Annotated in this window: 20 protein-coding genes, 1 other RNA gene and 1 pseudogene; 14 read left to right on the plus strand and 8 right to left on the minus strand. The window is 41.8% G+C overall.

Features of this window, described 5'->3' with window-relative positions:
• Window positions 1-189: 189 nt before the first annotated feature.
• Window positions 190-513 (minus strand): slr1957 family protein, encoded by a 324-nt coding sequence (locus PN457_RS10125; protein WP_465248709.1) that lies wholly within the window; start codon window positions 511-513, stop codon window positions 190-192.
• A gap of 439 nt (window positions 514-952) precedes the next feature.
• Here PN457_RS10125 and PN457_RS10130 point away from each other — a divergent pair, with 439 nt between their 5' ends.
• The 7 genes from PN457_RS10130 (at window position 953) to PN457_RS10160 (ending at window position 6965) form a co-directional block, all read left to right on the plus strand.
• The gene (locus PN457_RS10130) at window positions 953-1468 is read left to right on the plus strand and encodes a pentapeptide repeat-containing protein (RefSeq protein ID WP_417006598.1); all 516 of its coding nucleotides are present in this window, start codon (window positions 953-955) and stop codon (window positions 1466-1468) included.
• Window positions 1465-2619 (plus strand): 5-(carboxyamino)imidazole ribonucleotide synthase, encoded by a 1155-nt coding sequence (locus tag PN457_RS10135; RefSeq protein WP_271733137.1) that lies wholly within the window; start codon window positions 1465-1467, stop codon window positions 2617-2619. Before PN457_RS10130 ends, PN457_RS10135 begins: the two co-directional genes overlap by 4 nt.
• Before the next feature lie 180 nt (window positions 2620-2799).
• Window positions 2800-2983: non-coding RNA, 6S RNA (ssrS, locus tag PN457_RS10140), on the plus strand.
• Between the two features lie 138 nt (window positions 2984-3121).
• The gene (locus tag PN457_RS10145; RefSeq protein ID WP_271733139.1) at window positions 3122-4393 is read left to right on the plus strand and encodes a M16 family metallopeptidase; all 1272 of its coding nucleotides are present in this window, start codon (window positions 3122-3124) and stop codon (window positions 4391-4393) included.
• Between the two features lie 53 nt (window positions 4394-4446).
• The gene (locus PN457_RS10150) at window positions 4447-5730 is read left to right on the plus strand and encodes a M16 family metallopeptidase (protein ID WP_271733141.1); all 1284 of its coding nucleotides are present in this window, start codon (window positions 4447-4449) and stop codon (window positions 5728-5730) included.
• A gap of 177 nt (window positions 5731-5907) precedes the next feature.
• A complete protein-coding gene (locus tag PN457_RS10155; RefSeq protein ID WP_425332778.1) occupies window positions 5908-6591 on the plus strand; it encodes a peptidoglycan-binding domain-containing protein in 684 nt (227 codons plus the stop codon).
• A gap of 20 nt (window positions 6592-6611) precedes the next feature.
• On the plus strand, window positions 6612-6965 hold the full coding sequence (locus PN457_RS10160) for a phage holin family protein (protein WP_271733145.1): 354 nt from the start codon (window positions 6612-6614) through the stop codon (window positions 6963-6965).
• Window positions 6966-7290: 325 nt separating this feature from the next.
• On the opposite strand, the gene PN457_RS10170 is transcribed toward PN457_RS10160, so the two are convergent.
• A complete protein-coding gene (locus PN457_RS10170) occupies window positions 7291-7767 on the minus strand; it encodes a cobalamin biosynthesis protein (protein WP_271733147.1) in 477 nt (158 codons plus the stop codon).
• A gap of 322 nt (window positions 7768-8089) precedes the next feature.
• Window positions 8090-9367 (minus strand): ankyrin repeat domain-containing protein, encoded by a 1278-nt coding sequence (locus tag PN457_RS10175; RefSeq protein ID WP_271733148.1) that lies wholly within the window; start codon window positions 9365-9367, stop codon window positions 8090-8092.
• A gap of 187 nt (window positions 9368-9554) precedes the next feature.
• On the opposite strand from PN457_RS10175, the gene PN457_RS10180 reads away from it, so the two are divergent.
• Window positions 9555-10025 carry a DUF4079 domain-containing protein gene (locus PN457_RS10180; protein ID WP_271733150.1) on the plus strand — a complete coding sequence of 157 codons (471 nt, stop codon included), beginning with the start codon at window positions 9555-9557 and terminating at the stop codon, window positions 10023-10025.
• Window positions 10026-10073: 48 nt separating this feature from the next.
• Here the strand turns inward: PN457_RS10180 and PN457_RS10185 are convergent, their stop codons facing one another.
• On the minus strand, window positions 10074-10757 hold the full coding sequence (locus PN457_RS10185; RefSeq protein WP_271733151.1) for a DUF1997 domain-containing protein: 684 nt from the start codon (window positions 10755-10757) through the stop codon (window positions 10074-10076).
• A gap of 175 nt (window positions 10758-10932) precedes the next feature.
• On the opposite strand from PN457_RS10185, the gene PN457_RS10190 reads away from it, so the two are divergent.
• Together PN457_RS10190 and PN457_RS10195 are read left to right on the plus strand one after the other, a co-directional pair.
• Window positions 10933-11718: a Nif3-like dinuclear metal center hexameric protein gene (locus PN457_RS10190; protein WP_271733153.1), complete on the plus strand. Its 786-nt coding sequence runs from the start codon at window positions 10933-10935 to the stop codon at window positions 11716-11718.
• Window positions 11719-12268: 550 nt separating this feature from the next.
• Window positions 12269-12580: a DUF6679 family protein gene (locus PN457_RS10195; RefSeq protein ID WP_271733154.1), complete on the plus strand. Its 312-nt coding sequence runs from the start codon at window positions 12269-12271 to the stop codon at window positions 12578-12580.
• 444 nt (window positions 12581-13024) lie between these two features.
• Here the strand turns inward: PN457_RS10195 and PN457_RS10200 are convergent, their stop codons facing one another.
• Window positions 13025-14674, minus strand: coding sequence for an MBL fold metallo-hydrolase (locus PN457_RS10200; protein ID WP_271733155.1), 1650 nt, complete (start codon window positions 14672-14674; stop codon window positions 13025-13027).
• A 765-nt stretch (window positions 14675-15439) separates the two neighbouring features.
• Between PN457_RS10200 and PN457_RS10205 the strand changes: the two genes are divergently transcribed.
• The 3 genes from PN457_RS10205 (at window position 15440) to PN457_RS10215 (ending at window position 16330) form a co-directional block, all read left to right on the plus strand.
• The gene (locus PN457_RS10205) at window positions 15440-15811 is read left to right on the plus strand and encodes a sulfite exporter TauE/SafE family protein (RefSeq protein WP_271733157.1); all 372 of its coding nucleotides are present in this window, start codon (window positions 15440-15442) and stop codon (window positions 15809-15811) included.
• Window positions 15812-15992: 181 nt separating this feature from the next.
• A complete protein-coding gene (locus PN457_RS10210; protein ID WP_271733158.1) occupies window positions 15993-16160 on the plus strand; it encodes a hypothetical protein in 168 nt (55 codons plus the stop codon).
• Between the two features lie 2 nt (window positions 16161-16162).
• Entirely contained in the window at window positions 16163-16330 is a 168-nt protein-coding gene (locus PN457_RS10215) for a ribbon-helix-helix protein, CopG family (RefSeq protein ID WP_271733159.1), read from the plus strand.
• Window positions 16331-16463: 133 nt separating this feature from the next.
• Here PN457_RS10215 and PN457_RS10220 read toward each other — a convergent pair whose 3' ends face one another.
• The gene (locus PN457_RS10220; RefSeq protein ID WP_271733160.1) at window positions 16464-17729 is read right to left on the minus strand and encodes an HhoA/HhoB/HtrA family serine endopeptidase; all 1266 of its coding nucleotides are present in this window, start codon (window positions 17727-17729) and stop codon (window positions 16464-16466) included.
• A gap of 203 nt (window positions 17730-17932) precedes the next feature.
• Here PN457_RS10220 and PN457_RS18470 point away from each other — a divergent pair.
• Window positions 17933-18061: pseudogene (locus PN457_RS18470) on the plus strand (transposase); the annotation flags it as partial.
• Between the two features lie 112 nt (window positions 18062-18173).
• Here the strand turns inward: PN457_RS18470 and trpC are convergent.
• Together trpC and PN457_RS10230 are read right to left on the minus strand one after the other, a co-directional pair.
• On the minus strand, window positions 18174-19013 hold the full coding sequence (gene trpC, locus PN457_RS10225) for an indole-3-glycerol phosphate synthase TrpC (RefSeq protein WP_271733161.1): 840 nt from the start codon (window positions 19011-19013) through the stop codon (window positions 18174-18176).
• 69 nt (window positions 19014-19082) lie between these two features.
• Window positions 19083-19355 (minus strand): HetP family heterocyst commitment protein, encoded by a 273-nt coding sequence (locus PN457_RS10230; protein ID WP_271733163.1) that lies wholly within the window; start codon window positions 19353-19355, stop codon window positions 19083-19085.
• Between the last annotated feature and the right edge of the window lie 842 nt (window positions 19356-20197).

Below are 20197 nucleotides of genomic sequence, written 5' to 3' on the forward strand. Positions count from 1 at the left end.
GTATTCTTAGTAAGAAAAATAGCCCATTAAAAGACCATTGTCCGTATAAAATCTTCCTTGTCCACTTTCCTTCCTTGTCTTCGGTGGTCTTGCCTTCACAGATCATATTAAAAACCTACCCTTGTAAGGAGAGGGTGGGGTCAAACAATATTTGATACAGTAATCATAACTTTTAAAACACCCCCACATTTAGTCATATTCAATTTCCAACTGAGCTACAGTGACGGCGTTAAAAGCGAACGCCAAAACTAAGGGCATAGGACACTTAAATATAAACGTGGAAAATATGGCTACAATTGTACCAATTACTGCCGATGCCGACCATACTTTTTCCTCAACAGTTAAGCCCCTTTCAGCCTTAATCAAGTTAAGTACATGATTGGGAATGGGTTCTGGCATTACCCCGCCAGGCGGAAAAGCCCAATAGCTGTTGCGCCGCTCGACAAATAATTCTGTCCAGCCATTTTCTTCGCACCATGCTTCAATCCACTCAACAGAGTAATGAGTCATAATCATAATCTTGTGGGTAATTAAGACTTGTAGAATTTGTGTAGTTGGTAAATATAAGTTGCTGACAGATTTGCTGAATAGTTAACCAATGATTATGAACTCAGAGGAAATACCCCACATATAGAACCCCAGATGTAAAGCGGTCTAGCTCTTTGGGATAAACAAGAATTGCTTAACTACTCACATAATTAAAAGATTAACAGTCTCTCCTACCTGTGGCACTCAAAATACAATAAACTTTACTTATATAAGCTAATATCAAGAATTGTAAATAACTCAGCTAACTCACAGGTCAGTACTGGGGCGATCGCTTGTTAACTTATCCAACTATGTAGGTTATCCTATGGCAGGTAATAACAGTATTTTTTATCCCTTAACAGATTATTACAAAAAATTCTATCGGGTAAGCTCAAAGATGATTAAAGACTTTTCAATATTAGTTATGGACCCAAAACAGTTATCCAATATATTTTGGAAGCAAGGATTAGCATTGATTCTAGGCATTATACTATTTTGCCAAGCTTCCCCACCAGCCAGGGCAGATTGGACTCATCCCATGTCATTTAGTAATGCAGAATTAGCCAGACGTGATTTTTCAGGACAAACTTTACAAGCGGCTGAGTTTTCTAACGCCAATATGGAATTAGCTAACTTTGAAGGTGCTGACTTACGAGGAGCCGTGATGAGTGCTTCGGTGATGACTCAAGCCAATCTTCACGGAGCCGATTTAACTAATGCTATGGTGGATCAGGTAAACTTAACAGGGGCGGATTTAAGCGATGCCATTTTTACAGAAGCTCTTTTGTTACGCTCCACCTTTACTGATGTGAATATCAATAGTGCGGATTTCACAGATGCAATTTTGGATAGAGCACAAATTAAAGAACTGTGTCACAAAGCCAGTGGTGTAAACTCTAAAACTGGCGTAGAAACTCGTTATTCTCTAGGATGTCGATGAAGCGTGTTGGTATAATTGGTGGTGGACAACTGGCCTGGATGATGGGGGGTGCGTCCAAAAAATTAGGATTAGAATTGGTAGTGCAAACTCCGAGTCTTAATGATCCTGCGGTTTCCACGGCTGAGGATGTTGTTTTAGCATCAGTTGATGATGCTATTTCCACAGAGCTTTTAGCACAAAAGACTGATGTCATCACATTTGAAAATGAATTTGTTGATTTGGATTCCTTATCTTTAATCCAAAACCAAGATGTTTGTTTTCGCCCGAGGTTAGAAGCCTTAAGGCCTCTTTTAGATAAATATGATCAACGCTGCTACTTACAAGATTTGGGATTACCTGTCCCCCGATTTTTCGCTCTCGAACAACTAGACAATCTCTCGTCTCAAACAGCACACCTGGGTTTTCCTCTTGTTTTAAAATCCCGACGGCATGGTTATGATGGTCAAGGGACTTTCATTATTAATGATTTAGCATCTTTGGAGCAAAAGCTAAATTCTCACATCACAACTAAAGATTTAAGTCAACATCTATTTTTAATAGAAGAATTTGTCCCCTTTGAACGAGAATTAGCAATAATTGCGGCTCGTTCCACAGAAGGTGAGGTTGTGACTTACCCAGTGGTAGAAACCCAACAAGAGCAACAGGTATGTCGGCGAGTGATTGCACCAGCTGATATTACACCCAACCAAGCAGCAGAAATAGAAGCGATCGCCCATACTCTCTTAAATAACTTGGAAGTAGTGGGAGTTTTTGGTATTGAACTATTTCTCACCCCCAGCGGTAAAGTATTGGTCAATGAAATTGCCCCTCGTACCCATAATTCTGGGCATTTCTCCTTAGACGCTTGTGAAACATCTCAGTTTGAACAGCACTTGAGAGCAGTTTGTGGTTTACCTTTGGGCAATCCTGATTTACATTGTGCTAGTGCCGTCATGGTCAACCTGCTGGGGTATGAAATTTCCAGAAGCGACTACCAAACCCAGCGCCAAAAGTTAGCCGAGATTCCCCAAGCTTTCGTTCACTGGTACGGGAAAACAGAATCACGTCCTGGGCGCAAACTCGGACACGTCACCGTGTTATTAGATGAGAAAAACCAAGATAGCATTATTAATATAGCCCAAACTATAGAATCTATCTGGTATTTAGTTTAGATATCACAAATATGGACAAATCTCACACTTACGAGTCTGTAGTTCCCCCAGCAGGTGTAAAAACTGACAAAGCTGGTGAAAGATATATTTGTCCATCCAACTACTCAGGCTCCCAGTCAAATTCACGAGAAAATTTTCATACTCAACACACAACCTGTTTGAGAAGGCTATAATAATCTAGTTGCACTACGACGTTGGTGACTGCCATCAAGTTTTTTGATCTATGTCTTTAAAGAAAAGGGAAGCTAACAAGTCTCGTGGCAGTAAACCGGGCATGTACCTGGAAACTTAAAACGAAGAACGTCGGCACCCACCTGGTTAAACCAGGTCATAAACTTAGGTAAAACGGCGTCGCGGTGAACTTAAAATTATTAGCTCCTCAAGTTAGCAAAAACTTAGGGGCTTTAATTTTATAAATCTGTATAATTTAATTCTGATTTCGTTATCATTCAGAGTTAGAATAGTAAAAACTATCTTAAATTGTGATTAAACCTACAAAAACTTGTTACAAGAACTAAAGCATAACGTTTTTCCAGCCTCGGTTCTCCGACTAGATAATGGTCTAACACTGATCCATCAGGAACTTACTACTACCCCTGTAGTTGTCGCTGACGTTTGGGTGCGAGCCGGAGCAATAGTGGAGCCAAAACCGTGGTACGGTATGGCTCATTTTTTAGAACACATGATTTTTAAAGGGACTGCGAGACTAGCCCCAGGAATTTTTGATCACCACATTGAAACCAGGGGTGGTGTGAGTAATGCCGCCACAAGTTATGATTATGCTCACTACACCCTAACTACAGCCGCTTCTTACGTAGAAGATACTCTGCCGCACTTGGGAGAACTGCTAATTAATGCCGCGATCCCAGATGATGAATTTATCCGAGAACGGGATGTGGTGCTCGAAGAAATTCGCTCCTGCAATGATGATCCCGATGCGATAGGATTCCAAGCCCTCAATCAAAGCATCTACCAAAACCATCCTTACGGGCGCTCAGTCCTAGGTAGTGAGTTAGAACTAATGCAACACTCACCAGCAGCCATGCGTTGTTTTCATCGCGCACACTACCAACCGCAAAACATGACAGTAGTAGTTGTGGGGGGAATTTCTCAACAGCCAGCCTGGGAACTCGTAAATAAATCATTTGCTGAATTTGCCCCACCATTGGACTGTCCACAAGCTGAAGAAATAGTAGAACCAGTAATCACCGGAATTCAGCGGCAAGAAATCTGTTTACCACGTCTAGAACAAGCCCGCCTAATTATGGCTTGGGTTGTGCCGGGAGTCAAGGAACTACACACAGTCTATGGTTTGGATTTATTGGCAGTGTTACTCTCAGAAGGCCGCACTTCCCGACTGGTGCATCATTTACGAGAAGAATTGCAATTAGTCCAGGAAATTTATTGTAATTTCTCCTTACAAAGAGAATCGAGTTTATTTACCATTACTGCTTTTTTGAAAGTGGAAAAGCTATATCAGGTGGAAAATCTGATTCTTAGTCATTTAAATGATTTGCAAACCATGGGAATGAGCGAGCGGGAACTCGCCCGCATACGTAGGCTGGTTTGTAATGAATACGCTTTTTCTACGGAAACACCAAATCAGTTGACAGGTCTTTATGGATACTACAACACTATTGCCCAAGCTGAATTGGCAGTAGCATATCCTCAGCATATTCAATCATTTAACACTCAAGAACTGCAAAAATTAGCTAAACAGTTGCTTTCACCTGATAATTATGCAGTTACTATACTTAAACCGGTTGCTGATTAGCATCCCCACTCGCAAACAACTAACCACCTACCAATAATTAATACCTAATAATTGTGAAACCTTGCCTATCTGCCTCTCCTGTTCACCGCACTGTATTGAATAACGGTATTGTAGTCATAGTGACAGAAAATCCTGCTGCGGATATTGTAGCGGCGCGGATGTTTGTCCGTGCTGGTAGTTGTTGCGAAAAGCGAGAGCAAGCGGGATTAGCCTATTTGGTCTCAGCAGTGATGACAAAGGGATGTGACGGACTTTCAACCTGGGAAGTTGCTGAAAAAGTAGAGTCTGTGGGAGCAAGCTTGAGTGCTGATGCGGCTACAGATTATTTTTTGTTGTCTTTGAAGACCGTAACATCAGATTTCTCTGATATCTTAGCATTGGCTGGGCGAATGTTGCGATCGCCTACATTTCCCCAATCCCAAGTAGAACTAGAAAAGCGTTTAGCACTGCAAAATATTCGCTCTCAAAAAGAACAGCCATTTACCATTGCCTTTAGCCAAATGCGCCAGGTGGTCTATCAAAACCATCCCTATGCTATGTCAGTCTTAGGAGATGAAACCACAATGAGCAGCTTATCACGTGCTGACTTAGTAGACTATCACCAAACATATTTCCGTCCCGATAATCTAGTTATTAGTATTGCAGGGCGAGTCACCTTAGCAGATGCTCTAACACTAGTAGAACAAGTATTTGGCGATTGGGAAGTTCCTGCACAGCAGATCCCATTACTTAACTTACCAGAAATTAACCCAGAACCCCAGCATCGACTACAGCCTTTAGAAACACAGCAATCCATAGTTATGTTGGGTTACTTGGGATCATCGGTAAGTTGTCCAGACTACCCCCCATTAAAATTGCTGTCTACTTACCTAGGTAATGGGCTTTCTAGTCGCTTGTTTGTGGAATTACGGGAAAAAAGGGGTTTAGCCTACGAAGTGTCGGCATTTTATCCCACAAGGTTGTATCCAGGCTCATTTGTAGTCTATATGGGTACCGCCGCAGAAAATACCAGCATTGCCCTGGAAGGACTACGTACAGAAGTAGATTTACTCTGTAAAACAGAAATATCAGAAAGTGACCTGCAAGCAGCTAAAAACAAAATTCTGGGACAGTACGCTTTGGGTAAACAAACTAACGGACAAATTGCCCAAATCTATGGCTGGTATGAAACACTGGGTTTAGGTCTGGATTTTGATCAACAGTTTCAAGAATTAATTCTATCTGTGACTGTTCAGGATGCGATCGCTTCTGCATGTCAATATTTACAGCAACCTTATATATCTGTAGTTGGTCAAGAGACAGCAATTAAAACTGTATTTCCCAGTGCGGAGTATTAAGTATTACAATTGATTTTGTGTCACCTGTTTTTTGAACAGAAGGAAGTATAATATGACCGTCATAAGTTTCTGGGAATATAGTCCATGCAAGTGAGGCTGACAACAAGTATCTGGAACTACTTTGAGTCACTAAAAGCATTTCGTGGCTTGAACAAAAATAAGTTTTATTATTTACTTGTGTTTTCATGTACGTTGTTACTGTTTACCTCCGATACAGTCAGCGCAGTTGTGGTTACCCCAAAAATTGCTCAAGCAACAAATAGAGTTGTAATTAGCCGTCCTACCCTCAAGCTTGGTAGTCAAGGAGAACCAGTCACAGAACTACAGGCGGCTCTAAAACTTTTAGGCTTCTACTCAGGTGCAGTGGATGGTATTTACACAGAGGGGACAGCCGCCGCCGTTTCTCAATTCAAACGAGCAGTTGAATTGATTCCAGATGGCATTGTTGACTCTATTACTTGGCAACGACTATTCCCCCGGGAGCCAATAGTTATACCAACAATCCCGGGAAATCAGCCCTCATCCAACTTGAGGCCAAATTTTCCCATTACCAACCAGATTCTACCCACCAGCACAGTTATTAATTCTACTCAGCCCATACCAGCCTCACCACCCCCAGGCGCAATACCTGGTGTTCAATATACCTCCCAAGGATTGCCAATTTTACGTCCAGGAATGCGTAATTCAGCAGTGAGACAGTTGCAAAAACAACTCAAACAGCTAGGTTTTTTCGCTGGCGATGTGGATGGAGATTTTGGCATAATGACGGCAGCAGCAGTAAAATCTGCACAACAACACTATGGTCTGGAGGCTGACGGTGTGGTAGGTGGTGCTACCTGGGAAGCACTATTGCGAAGATAGTTAAATTCTAGGAAAAAGCAATGAGACATTTTTTGCTAACTTGGCTGGTTACTGCGGTGGCTTTGCTGATCACCGCTAATATTGTACCGGGGTTATTCGTCAGGGATTTTGTCGCATCCCTGGTGGCTGTAGCGGTAATCGGATTAGTCAATGCTTTTATTCGACCAGTTTTAAACATTTTGGCGTTTCCTATTACCTTACTCACCTTTGGTTTGTTTACCTTTGTGATTAATGCCTTAACTCTTTGGCTAGCAAGTAACCTCACCCCCGGTTATGGTTTTGAAATTCAAGGTTTCTGGCCTGCTTTAGTCGGTTCGATTGTCTTAACTATTGTTTCTAGCTTAATTAGCTATTTTCTCAGGGTAATTTTGTAGTGTCTCCTATTTTCAAAGGGGTTTCCATTCGTCGATACGGCCAAGCTGGCTATAAGAAACCCCATAAAGAAGCTTTATGGAGCCTAGTTATTTTGCTATTTCTCTAGGAGGGGTGCAGCTAAAAGTTTTAAAAGAGTATATAGCCTTTTTCAGGCTCATGAAGTACACACCAATTCCCTATTCCCTATTCCCTATTCCCTGTTCCGGTGTTCCGGTGTTCCCTCAAACTAAAAAAAATTGTACCTCACGAGCATGGGAAATGCTATATTAGGAATCAAGAAAAGCCCTCCTAGAAGGACGTTGTTGTGTATCCCATTATTTCCGGTCAACGATCATTAGTCGCCACAGCTAGCGTTACCGACCCTGGTTCGGACTCTAACCGAAAAACTTGTTTAGGAACTAATAATCTAATTTCTAACTCTTCTTTTCTAGTCAAAGGTGGGGTAATATAAGAGGCTGCAAGAATAGCTGCAGCCTCAGCTACGCTCGAAGTTCCCACTGTTTTGGCGGCGATTTTGCTAGGGTGAGGGATAGATACAGTAGACAAAATATTGGACGGAAACAGTTTTAAGGGAAAATTGCAAAGATGACACAGTTCTATTAAACCAACTTCTGAGGCTTTAGTATCGATGGTAGCAAGACCAGCAATGGTATTTTCCCGGAGTTGATTTTCTGCAAGTACTTGTTTTATTGCTGTTGCTATCAAACGCCACGAACTACCCTTCTGACAACCAATTCCTACCCATAAATTGGGGAAATGTTGCTGTTGAATAATTGTGCCAATTATTGGGTCTATCTTCACAGTGGAGGATGTCTGTAAAATATCCACGGGGATCAACTATAAAATTGGCAGACTGGATTATACCACGAAACGGATCTTTATAATACTGTTATTCAGGATTAAATCTTATATATTTAGCTTATCTAGCACAGTAGGAAACGCGAAAGTAGAAACATTTTGCCTGTTATACTTTAGTGTTCCAAGTATTTCTGACTTTGTTAATTATTAACAAAGTCAGTTTTGTTAATTATTAATACTTCCTAGGAGAATAGATGCAGTTGCTACATTACCAAAGGAATAATAAGTCTATACTGCATCTGTTGCCGGTGATTTAAACAAAACTCTATTCTTGTGCGCCGGATTTTTCGAGACTCTGGGCTATATTCTGATACCCATTAAATTCCGCAATCATTAAAGCTGTATAACCGCCCCGGTTTTTCAGATTTATATCTGCCCCAGCTTGCAGTAGTATCTGTACAGCCTCTCCATATTCCCGAGCAACAGCCCACATCAATGCTGTTGCTCCTGCTAAGTCCTGAAAATTTACATTTGCACCTTTAGCCAGCAACAACTGCATTATTCCTGTGTAGTTATGTTCTGCTGCCTTAATTAAGGCTGTTTTGCTATCATTTCCTAGACTATTAGCATCAGCACCGTGGTCTAGTAACAGTTTTACTGTTTCCATATCTCCTTGGGATATTGCTAATATCAAAGGTATACCTAGACTTGTACTATTGATTTTTTGACTAGAACACAATAATACGTCAAGGATTTGGCTATGTCCTTGGAATGCGGCTACAAGTATTGGTGTATCACCCAGATGATTTCTGATTTGGGGGTCTGCACCTCGGTTTAGTAACAGTTGCACCACATCAATGTAACCTTCTACAACGGCTAAGTGTAGGGGAGTTTCACCGTCTTGATCTTGAAGATTAATTTCGGCACCTTGATCTAGTAAAGCAGAGGCGATCGCAGTGTGTCCTGCTGCTACTGCTGCTGATAACGCAGTACCACCATGTTCATTTTCCTGATTCACATCAGCTCCAGCTGCTAGCAATGCTTGCACAACTTCCAAATTTCCTAAGTCAGCGGCCATCATCAAAAGTGTCTCACCTTCTGGGTCTTGGATATTGACATCTGCACCATTTTGTGTTAATAGTCTTGTGGCGGCTGTGTTAGAGGATCTAACAGCTAATTTTAAAGCAGTATCATGATCTTGGTCTGTGATATTTACCTCAGCGCCAGCAGCTAATAAGACCTGCATGATATTAACATCACCCTTAACTGTAGCTGCCATTAAAGCTGTACTACCATCTTCATTAATCGCATTGACATCAGCACCTCTAGAGAGCAAAAGCTGCACAATGTCCAGTTGATGACTACTAGCAGCGAACATCAAAGCCGTCAAACCATAGCGTTTTCTGCGTAGGTTAATATTTGCTCCAGCATCTAATAGCGATCGCACAATTTCGGTGTAACCTGAATTGGCAGCAAACATTAATGGTGTAGTACCATGGTCATCGCTAACGTCAACCTGAGCACCGGTAGCTAACAGCTGGCACAGATGCCTAATATCGCCACTTTTAGCCGACTTTAGCAGCAATACATCCTTATTTTCCATAATCAATATCACGCACCCCGGCAGTTTTTGTGAATCTAGTGCCCCAATTTAGTCTGAAATTGTTTAAGCACTTTGGCAAGAGGCAAACTGAAAAACAAGGCAATATATTTCACCCCTGGCAACTTGAAGTACAGAAAATAGAGTTATGCTAACTTTTATGAAGATTTAAGGATTGGGGGAGAACACCATGAATTTGGAACTGTCGCCGGAAGTGAAATATTGGCTAAACTTTTTCCACCCGCTAACCATGTGGGGGTTATTAGCACTATCCCTGTATGCTGCTTATCTGGGGCTACAAGTACAGCGTACCAGAAGCGCTCAAGGAGATGTAAAGAAAGAACTGATTAAAGGTAAATACAACATCAAACACTACCAAGTAGGGTCTGTACTGTTAGCTTTAATGGTAACAGGTGCTATTGGTGGCATGGCCGTTACCTACATCAATAACGGTAAGTTATTCGTAGGGCCGCATTTATTAGCCGGACTGGGAATGACAGGTCTAATTGCGTTATCAGCTGCTTTATCTCCTTTCATGCAAAAAGGAGCCAATTGGGCGCGTATAACTCACATTACCCTCAATTTCGGGCTTTTAGGGCTTTTTACATGGCAGGCCATTACTGGCGTGCAAATTGTCCAGAGAATTCTTAGTAATGCTTAGTCTTTAGCCGTTAGCCAATAGTATGACTATTGGCTAATGAGTTTGAAGTTATTGGCTGCGATGAGAATTACTAGGAAAGGGAATTCCTAGGGATTGATGAAAGTCTTCCTGGACTCTGCGAGTTAAGCGCCGGGAGACTTGACGGACAATTTGGTTAAGTAGGCGATCGCCTGTAGATTTGACTAAAGACTGGGGTAGGCGTTGAATAAATTTGGGAAAGTGAAGATTAACCATCAAATCTAATTCCCATTCCACTCGTGTAATCTCACTAAAACCATTATGTGAGTCATTATCAGTACTTTCTACCAACTGTAGCGATGCCTGATAGTCTACATCATAGCCAGGGGGATGGTAGTCAGGAACAGGAATTGTGCGAATCCTGTATATTCCCTGGTCTGGAGGTAACAGTTCTAAGCCAACTTTTGGCTCTACGTGATAACCAAAGGAGCCAAAGCGACCAATAATTAAAGCATAAGCATTTTCACTCAACGGTTCTACTTTCATTGGTTCAGCACAGCGGGAAAACCATGCACCATGAGCTTGCAGATACTCGGCAACTTTATGGGCTGGGCTATTCATTTCCATTGAGTCGCTATAATGACCGAAAAACTTAGTAAATGTCCCGACAGTGGTTTGTGTAAGTGTATCCTCAGATTCTGTTAAACTTGACGCTACTGGCAGAACTGTTTCTTTTATATCCCAAGATTGATATTCGCCGTTTGTCGAAAGCATCAATGTGTTCCCCTATAAATTAGTCTTTGTCTACCAATTCAGAGTTCCCAAGTTACTGGTATGGTTTAGTATTACCATTGTGGCTGAAAACTCCAGAATCTGTCATAAACTTCATAAAATCACTAATATTAAAGAACTGAATTTAACATAATTAGTTTCCCAGGATTGTATTTTTGTGAACATTGCTGATTTAATTACTTGGTTTGAAGCATGGGCAAATCCGACTTGGTGTGAAAGTTGGGATAATTGCGGTTGGCAAATTGAGCCGGGGGTGTTAGATCAAAAAGCCCGTGTGTTGGTTTGTTTGACACCGACTTTGGCTGTAATGCAAGAAGCGATCACTTTGAATGCTAATTTGATTTTTGCTCATCATCCTCTGATTTTTAGTCCTCCCAAGTCTTTATGTAGTGGTGAGGCCATAGCGGAAATAGCAAGATTAGCTTTTAGGTACAATATTGGTGTTTACAGTGCGCATACAAATTTTGATCAAGTACAAGATGGAACTGCCGATGTTTTAGCTCAAATTCTAGATTTGCACGAAGCCACTCCTATAGTAGCGACACAACCAGGATTAGGCTACGGGCGTGTTGGGTTACTCCGGCCATGTCTGACTTTACAGGAGTTACTCGCTACTATTCAAACTCGACTCGCTCCTCCTCATTTGATTTTCTCGCCCACTGCTGACTTACAACAAACTATTTACCGAGTCGCAGTATTAGGAGGTTCGGGGGCTAGTTTTATTTCGGCTGTAGTGAAAACTCATGCTCAAGTTTATCTGACTGCTGATTGTAAGTTCCATCAGTTCCAGGAAAGTCGCGATCGCAATCTCATTCTCATTGATGCGGGACATTATGCTACTGAACGCCCGGCGTGCGATCGCTTAGTGCAACGATTTCTCTCCTTAAATCTAGACTGGGTGCAATTAAGCCGCCAGGATGAGGACTTTCGTCAGTTTTTATAGTATTTCCGTCCATTATTGTTAGAGCAAATATCGGGTATGATGCACACCCACCTGGAACTTTTCACAGCCTCAAATTAAAACTGTTTGCCAATTGTTGTAGAAAAGCATTAAGGTGGACAAGATAATGAGTTAAGATCAAATACATAGGGATAAATATAAAGCAAAGTTCCTGGATTTCCCACCAATGCCAACTACTACAAGTAAGCAAATCAAACAACCGCGTTCACCGCTTAATTTGGAGTATTTTTTCTTACATAAATCAAGAGATACTCACGAGAAAATATTAGCTTGGTTAGGAGAATTTAGGTATTGGAGAAAATTGCTATGGAGATCTCAATAGTTGCTGGCGAATTGTCAGAAAATTCTCCCCTAATGCCGATGCGGCCAAAGGGATAAGGAGTGCAGCCGTTGCACCATTAAAGGTTATACCTTTATCAAGATAAGAACTATTACGCATTTTTACATCGGTAGATTGTAGTAGGTTCTGTCAGACGGTAAAACCCAAATTTCACAGGTTTAACTACGTTGTTTAAAAAGGTAGAAGCAGTACATGCTACACCGCAAGATCTATCAACTGTGTTGCGACGGGCGCGAGGTATGTGTATTCTTGCGGGACCAGCAACGCTGGATTGAACGCGCCCGCATCCTCGATATAGAGGGGGACTTAGTGACTCTACGGTATGAAACAGACGAGGAAGACGAGGTTTGCGCCTGGGAGGAGATGGTTCGTTTAGAAAGCATTGGCTCTGTAAGCCAAAAGTTAGCCTCGGTACCACGCGGTAATATAGAGTTTCTGATGACAGAAGATTGTCCCGAATCAGAGCGTATCCATAAACATTCTCCCGAATCTAATCCTGAGTAGAGACGCAATGATTCTTCAATGTTACCAAACGTGATGCGTAAACCCCCCGTTTTCCCAACGGGGGATACAAGCTAAAGTTGGCTCTAGTCCTATAGTATAGAGCGTAACTCAATGGGAAAGTGTCAAAGATGATTGAGCAATCATCATCTAAGTTGGTTGGTCTGCGCGGGAGATAAGGGTTGGTCACTGTAAAAGATAAACCTCATAAATCATGCTAAATACTCTTGGAAGCTGCTAATGTTAGTCCATAGGATTGGAGTAAATTGCTATGAAAAACAAAAAGGGTAGTCCGTGTGACAAAAACTGACTTGCAGTTGGAGGACAATCATTAATCTACAGAATCTTATAATAAAGTAGAATGGATAGTGAGTGCAGCCGCAGCACCATTAAAGGTTTTACCTTGATAAAGACAAGAACTATTAGGCGTTTCTACACTGGTAGATTTTAGGAAGTTTTAGCCAAGGGTTCAAAAGCAGGACAATATCCCTCAAGGGTGACTTTGAAGTTATGTAACACTGATGCGGGATTCCAACACCTTTGTCCTCTTTGGTGTCGGCAAGTGCCACAACAATCTATATCACACCAAGCCTGGCGATCGCTGTTTTGGTGCAGTACTTCTCTAGCAGACAATCCTCGCAATACTAGTTCTTCACCCTGCCAACGAGCTTCTATTAAACCAGTATCGGCAAACTGTTGCCAACGGGGATCATCTGTAATCGCATCGGGTAAGGTGACAGTAATGACTGTTCCTAATTCTGTAAGTTCCCCTTCATAATTGGTTTCTGGGGGTGCTGGTTGTAAAAATGTGTCTCCAATTGGCAGTTCTACAAAAGTGCCAGCAGATGGAGAATGGACATGATAACGGTTTTGTAGTTCTTCCAAGCCAGTCAAATCTGCCAAGTATGTCGGCGAACCATGGACAAAAACAACGTGCTGGGGACGCAAATTATGAATTAGTTGAGTAGTCCCAGACCCGTCACTATGCTGGGCCAGAAGATAAGTTTCGTCCTTGGTGGGTGCTGAATATTTTGTATTAAGTTTTATATCAATCTTTTCTGGTAACAGAATCATCCAAGGGCCTGTTTCCCTTTGGCAGTATTGGTTTAAATTAGCTGTAGAGTCAGTCAGGACAATACAGGGAGACTTACCCACAGTAGCCCGATGTTCTGGCTGCAAACGCCGGACTCGGGGGCGCACTCGCTCATCCCAGAACAAGGGTTGATGGCGAGCAAAGTTCTGCACTGATGGAGGTAAGTGGGGCAGTATTTCCAGGTAAGCATCGCAACCAGTAGCCACAGCACCATCCACCCAAATATCTATATTTCGTCCGGTGAAGTGATGATGAGAACGTAATAGCATCAACAATTCTTGGCCTAAACCTAAAGCCGGTGTGGGAAGAAGCACAGAATGACCATCGGCGATCGCCCGATTAATCCGCTCCGCCAATTGATTTTCCTGGTGGCGACGGTGGGGGTGACGGGATGTGCCATAAGTGCCTTCAATAATCAATACATTTAAGTCTAATCCCCGTAACTCTTCTAAACGCAAACCTTCCACCAGGCGTGAGTTTGATAAGAAATAATCCCCTGTATACAGTAGTTTATAAGAGCGATCCTTTGTTGTGTATGTGAGCAAAATTACTACTGCTCCCGGTAAGTGTCCGGCAGGAAATAATTCCACTACCAGACCTTCTTGGATTTCCACAGGCGATCGCAACGGTAAGGCATGACAGAACTGAGGAATTGTCTTGGTATCTTGGTCTAGCCAATTTAACGGTAGTAACTTGGTTGTTACCTCACTAGCATAGATAGGTAACAGAGGAAAAGTTTGATGTAAGTCTAGCAATCCTCGGGCGTGGTCTGGGTGGGCATGACTGACCAACACTAAATCCGCTGGGATTGCCGACTTAGCTGAAGAGGTGAGTAACGATGAAGTGTCCTCTAATCCACAATCTAGTAGAATCCGGTGTGGACCCATTCGTACTAATAAACAAACACCCTCATCATGATGCTGGACACTATAGGGCAAACAGTCTAAATCGTTAGCCTTCTCCTGAGCATCAACGCGAGAGGATGCCCACAGATTATCCCTCATGGTTTCCTGCCCTCTGACCTCATATTTGGGTTTGCCACTCCCCTGACCCCTAGCCTGCATGGTTTATCCATAGAGGAAGGGTAGCCCAACTGACCCGCTCATTTTGCCTTTAGAGATTATTCTTAATGTGCAGAGCCATTACCATGATAGTTTTCCGAATCATAAAATCCATTCTTAGTGCCAAAGAAGAGGCACGCAAAAGTGAATATAACTGTCAATCCCACTAAAATCAGCTTCACATCCATTTGTTTGCTGTTCCTCACTCAAGACTTTTTTATGGTAATAGAATGCTTGGGAAATCCGGCTGAATCACCAGAAAATCTTTACTATGCTTTCAGGGATTGATCCATAAGTAAATTTAGTACAATCACTGAGATTATATAACTTTTTTTGCCACTTGCCCATCCATATCATCAGCCAGACATCCAGAGTCCATACATTTTCACAAGATTGCACTAACCGCTATTTTCTTAGCTTCGTTGTAGAAGTTGAACCCAATATTACTGTTGCCAAAAACCAAAGCATAGGTATTGATTTGGGTCTGAAGACTTTTGCTACAATGAGCGATGGAGAAAAAGTTTTATAATCATGACTTATCAAACATCCTCTAAGAACATAGAAATGGTCGGCATGGGGCATTGGCACGACCTAAAACAGACAGGGAGTGACTGTAAGACTGTTTCGCCAGCGAGTTACTGTGAACTGTCAATAATCACCGACCTTCAAGGTCGGTGAGTATGTCAAAAAAAATAAAAATTCATCAATATGTCTAATATAGTTGTTCAAATGTTGACCATTGGTTTAGTTGCCGGTTTAACTGGTGGTATGTTCGGTCTGGGGGGTGGTGCAATTATGGTACCAGCTATGGTGTTATTGGTTGGTCTAGATCAGAAATTTGCCACTGGTACTTCTATTGCTGCTCAAATTTTGCCCATTGGCATTTTAGGGGCAATAGTGTACTATCGCAACGGCAACATGAATCTTAAATATGCTGCAATTGTCGCCATTGGACTCATAGTTGGTAATTTATTTGGAGCATTATTTGCTAATCAGCCATTTATTAGCGGTGAGATCATCAAGAAGTTATATGGGATTTTTTTACTACTCCTTGCTATCAGATATTTAGTGGGAACTTAGCAATCATGAATAGTCATTGACACTCCCACAGCTAAAACCGATGGGATTCTTGTTTCATCCAGTCCACTTACCATAGTTGGTTACCCCTCCATACCAGAGGTGGTTTTGTCCGCAAGCTTTTTGCTCCTTCTGTGAACCCAGATACCCTGTGTCCTGCCGTACTGTTTCAAGCAATAAAACTTTGGTTTTCTGGTACTTGGTGCTGGGAGATTTTACCTACACAAGCATGATGCGTGTAGAACCCAATATCTTGATTTTTCAAGGTGCTATGCCTCTCGGCTCTGGGTTTTTTAAGTGGTTGAATACCCTCACCACTATAATTAAAATACCACAAAAGCCAGTATCTTAATTATGCCTAAACCTGAAATTTTTATAACTTTTCGTTTAACGCAAGAGGAAAAGGAATTGCTTAAAGAATATTGCGAGCAAGAAGGTAGAACTCAAACAGAAATTTTACGCGAACTGGTTAGAGGTCTAAGACGGCGGCTAAAGTCGCCACCCATTCATCCCGCCCCTTAAGGAGGCAACAGACTGAAAATTTCTGGGATTTTCAGGCTGTTGCTGGTGGGCTTTGGTGCTTTTATTGCTGTAACCAGTAGGGTTTGAAACTGACTCAGGAATGAGCAATACTCCGCTGCGCTAAAGCAGCTATTTATTGCGCTCCTTGAGTGGGGAAAGCACCAGTTCGGACGGCTAAGTTGATATTTTGCCCATTGCGCCGCAATCCTAAGCGCACATCTCCCCCAACTTGAACATTTTCCACTGCTTTCTGGATACTGCTGGCTTCTGTGACTGATTTACCGTTGAGTTGTTGGATGACATCCCCTGCACGTAAGCCGGCTTTAGCAGCGGGTGAGTTAGGCATGACGCGCATAATTAATACACCTTTATCTTCATTTACCATCACACCGCTATTGGGGTCTGAGTTTAGGCGTTCTTTGATTTGAGGTGTTAAGTCTACCATCTGAATTCCTAGATAAGGATGATCTACCTTACCTGCGCTAATTAGTTGCTTTGCAATCCTTTGGGCTGTGTTAATGGGAATGGCAAAACCTAGTCCTTGAGCTCTTTGGATAATGGCTGTGTTCATCCCAATTACCTGACCACGGGCATTTAACAACGGTCCTCCGGAGTTACCAGGATTAATGGCTGCATCGGTTTGAATAAATTCTACTCGCTTATCAGGTGCGCCAATTTGATTACTGCTGCGACCGGTGGCGCTAATGATGCCTGTGGTGACGGTATTATCTAATCCTAAGGGATTACCAATGGCGATCGCCCATTCGCCCGGTTGCAGTTGCTCTGAGTTTCCCAGTTCTACAGTCGGCAGATTGTTAGACTCAATTTTGACAACAGCCACATCTGTTAGTTCGTCTCTTCCCAAAACTTTACCTTCAAACCTCCGCCCATCCTTAAGTATAACTCTCACGGTATCCGCACCAGCTACTACATGAGCATTGGTGAGAATACTACCATCTTTACTGATGAGAAAACCGGAACCAGTACCTCGCTCTACGCGGTTTTGTTGTTCTGGTAGTTGAGAACCGAAGAATTGGCGGAAAAATGGATCGTTAAATGCAGCAGGTAAGCGGTTGGTGACTGTTCGAGATGCTTCAATTCTCACTACAGCAGGCCCTACCTTCTGCACTACCTGGGTAATGAAGTTGGAACCCGCCGCAGTTGGTGATGGGATGGCAGCATTGACTCGACTTACTGCTAGGTTTGATGTCGTCTGAGATATTTGCTGAGGGTTTCCAGCTACATAACCACCGGCGAATGTCATCCCTGATCCCAGTAGCACCAATGATAAAGAAGTAACTACCTTTTTCCATGGCACTTGATTTTGGTACTTGGTATGAGTTTGTTCGGCTGAAATGATATTTAACGGATAATCTTCATCATGTACTTGCTTATTCATGGCTGGCTGTCAAAATATTCGGATGTATTACTAATAATGTAGATATTATTTTTGAGGCTTTTGTTGCAAATGTTTTACTTAATTGCGAATATTAGTCACCTATACAAATTTGACTTCTCGCCCGGTTGAAACCTAGGGGATTCTAAACTGATGTTGCTACGCCGGATAAAATCCTAGCTCGCAAAGTTTAGGATATAATTTATTTAAGCAGAGAATTACCGGAACTGAAAAAACTACCTCCTTTGTAGACACCGACCTATTTTGTAGCGTCAATAGGTCAAGTCAGTACGGAGGTAGTTAAAAACTATATTGAAAGTCAGGGGGGAAAATAAGAAACACCCCGGGTTAAAACCCGTCGTCTCGCGTTTCATCCTCTCGTTAAAAGGTAGGGGTGATCAGGGCGGGTTATTTTGATAGGGATACCATGCTGGGCTTAGGTGTTGATTAATCACCTTTAACCAGACAACGCACGGCCTGCTCTATATTTTCTTGTTTAATTAATGGTTCTCCTACTATAACCGCATGTGTACCAGCCTCAGCCATCAAACATAAATCAGCCTTTGTATATAGTCCAGACTCGCTGACAACTATTACACCTAAGTTTTGTAACTGCGATCGCCTAGCTGCTAGCAATTGTTGCGTAATACTCAAATCAATGGTAAAATCTTCTAGGCTTTGGTTGTTAATTAACACTAGACGGATGTCATCCAGTTTTAGTACTCGGTCTAGTTCATTCAAGTTATGAACTTCTACTAAAGCATTCATCCCTAAATAGTGAATTACTCTGAGAAAGTCTTGCAATTCCCGATCTGTGAGAATAGCTGCTATTAGGAGTACAGCGTCTGCTCCTGCCGCTCGTGCTAGATAAATTTGGCACGGGTCAATCATAAAATCTTTGCACAACAAAGGTAATGCTACCCTCTGGCGGATAGCACGCAAATTTTCCCAACTACCACGAAAGAATGCAGTTTCAGTTAACACTGATATACAAGCTGCACCACCTCGCTCATAAGCTTTGGCGATCGCTATGGGATCAAAATCTGTGCGAATATTACCATACAATGGTGATGCTTTCTGGATTTCTGCAATTAGTCCAGGTTTGTCAGGATTTTGTTGTAAAGCAGTCAAGAAATCTCGCACCGTTGGCGCAGCCGTTAACTGGCGTTGCAAAGAAGCCAACGACATCTGTTGGTGCATTTGCGCTACTTCTTGCTTTTTATGCCACACAATCTCTCTGAGAATCGGTTGCAGACGGCTATTAACAGTAGTCACTGGGTAAATCATTAGGTACTATGTATCTGGAGATAGGGTGACTCAGAAAATATCAAGTTAGAAATCTACTTCCTACTGTTTTCAGAGTCGAATCAAGTTTGACTTAATGTCGAAAACCTCTTTCTTCTCAGTGTCTTTCGAGTTAGATTTTTCAGCTAGACAATTATTTTTTAGTAGTCGAATGTAGGTGCGGTAAGGGATGTAGTCTATGGGATTGTAACCAGAAAACCGCAAAATTAATACACAAGCCCATGAATACTTTCCAGCAATAATTGCTTTGATAATTTGTTCAATTTGTTCTGTGTTAATTTTCTTGGTGGTTTGGCTGTGACAATTATTATTTATTTGATGCATACCTTTCCCTCTTAGTTAATTTGGAGTCCTATCATCTAGATACACATTTGATTGATGATGTCAAGTGAAATCTAAAATCGCGGCGCTGAAGTACTGAGAGCATTCATGGTAGTTTGATCTAATGTCTTGAAGTTAGAGCAGTTTTTACTATCTCTATAAAAACGTTGATATCACACAAGGATGATATGTCAAAAGCATTAACTTTAAGGGGTGAAAAATAGGGGTGGATTTAACTAGTGAGCATTTTTATATGTCTCATAGTTATCTAGTTAAACTATCCCCTACAGATAAACCGTGTTGCAGAAGCAGCTTCTGTATTAAGCGTACTCAATTTCTAGCCATAGATATATGAACAATTTTTAGATAGACTTATCTCTTCTTTCGCTTTTGTGATTGAGTGGTCTGCTTAATTATTATCCTTAGGGTTGAAATGATATCCCAAGCTGACAAATTCTATGCCATGGGTTTTACTCAAACAGTAAGATAATATCAAGGTTGTTTATTTGGGTATTTTATGATATAATTTACAACCTTATAATCATCTGTTATCTGATGGCATAAGATAAAGTATCATATGTTGCTGTCGGTCAATACATTCACTCTTGGGAAAGTTGAATTTATTTTGCTTTTCATGATTAACAACTTTAGTAAGAGAATTATTTGTTACTCAACATTTATGTAAAAAAATCTTTCGTGATTATCTATAGGACTTACGCAACTGGCACAGGCGATCGCTACGCAGAGCTTGCATCTGTGTGTAGCAATCGCTAAATGAAAGCACATTGGTATTATATAAGTGATGTCAATGGCACGGGGGGATGCCTAGTGCAGTTGATAGTAGA

The organism is Anabaenopsis arnoldii (genome assembly GCF_028331025.1).
GTDB lineage: Bacteria > Cyanobacteriota > Cyanobacteriia > Cyanobacteriales > Nostocaceae > Anabaenopsis > Anabaenopsis arnoldii.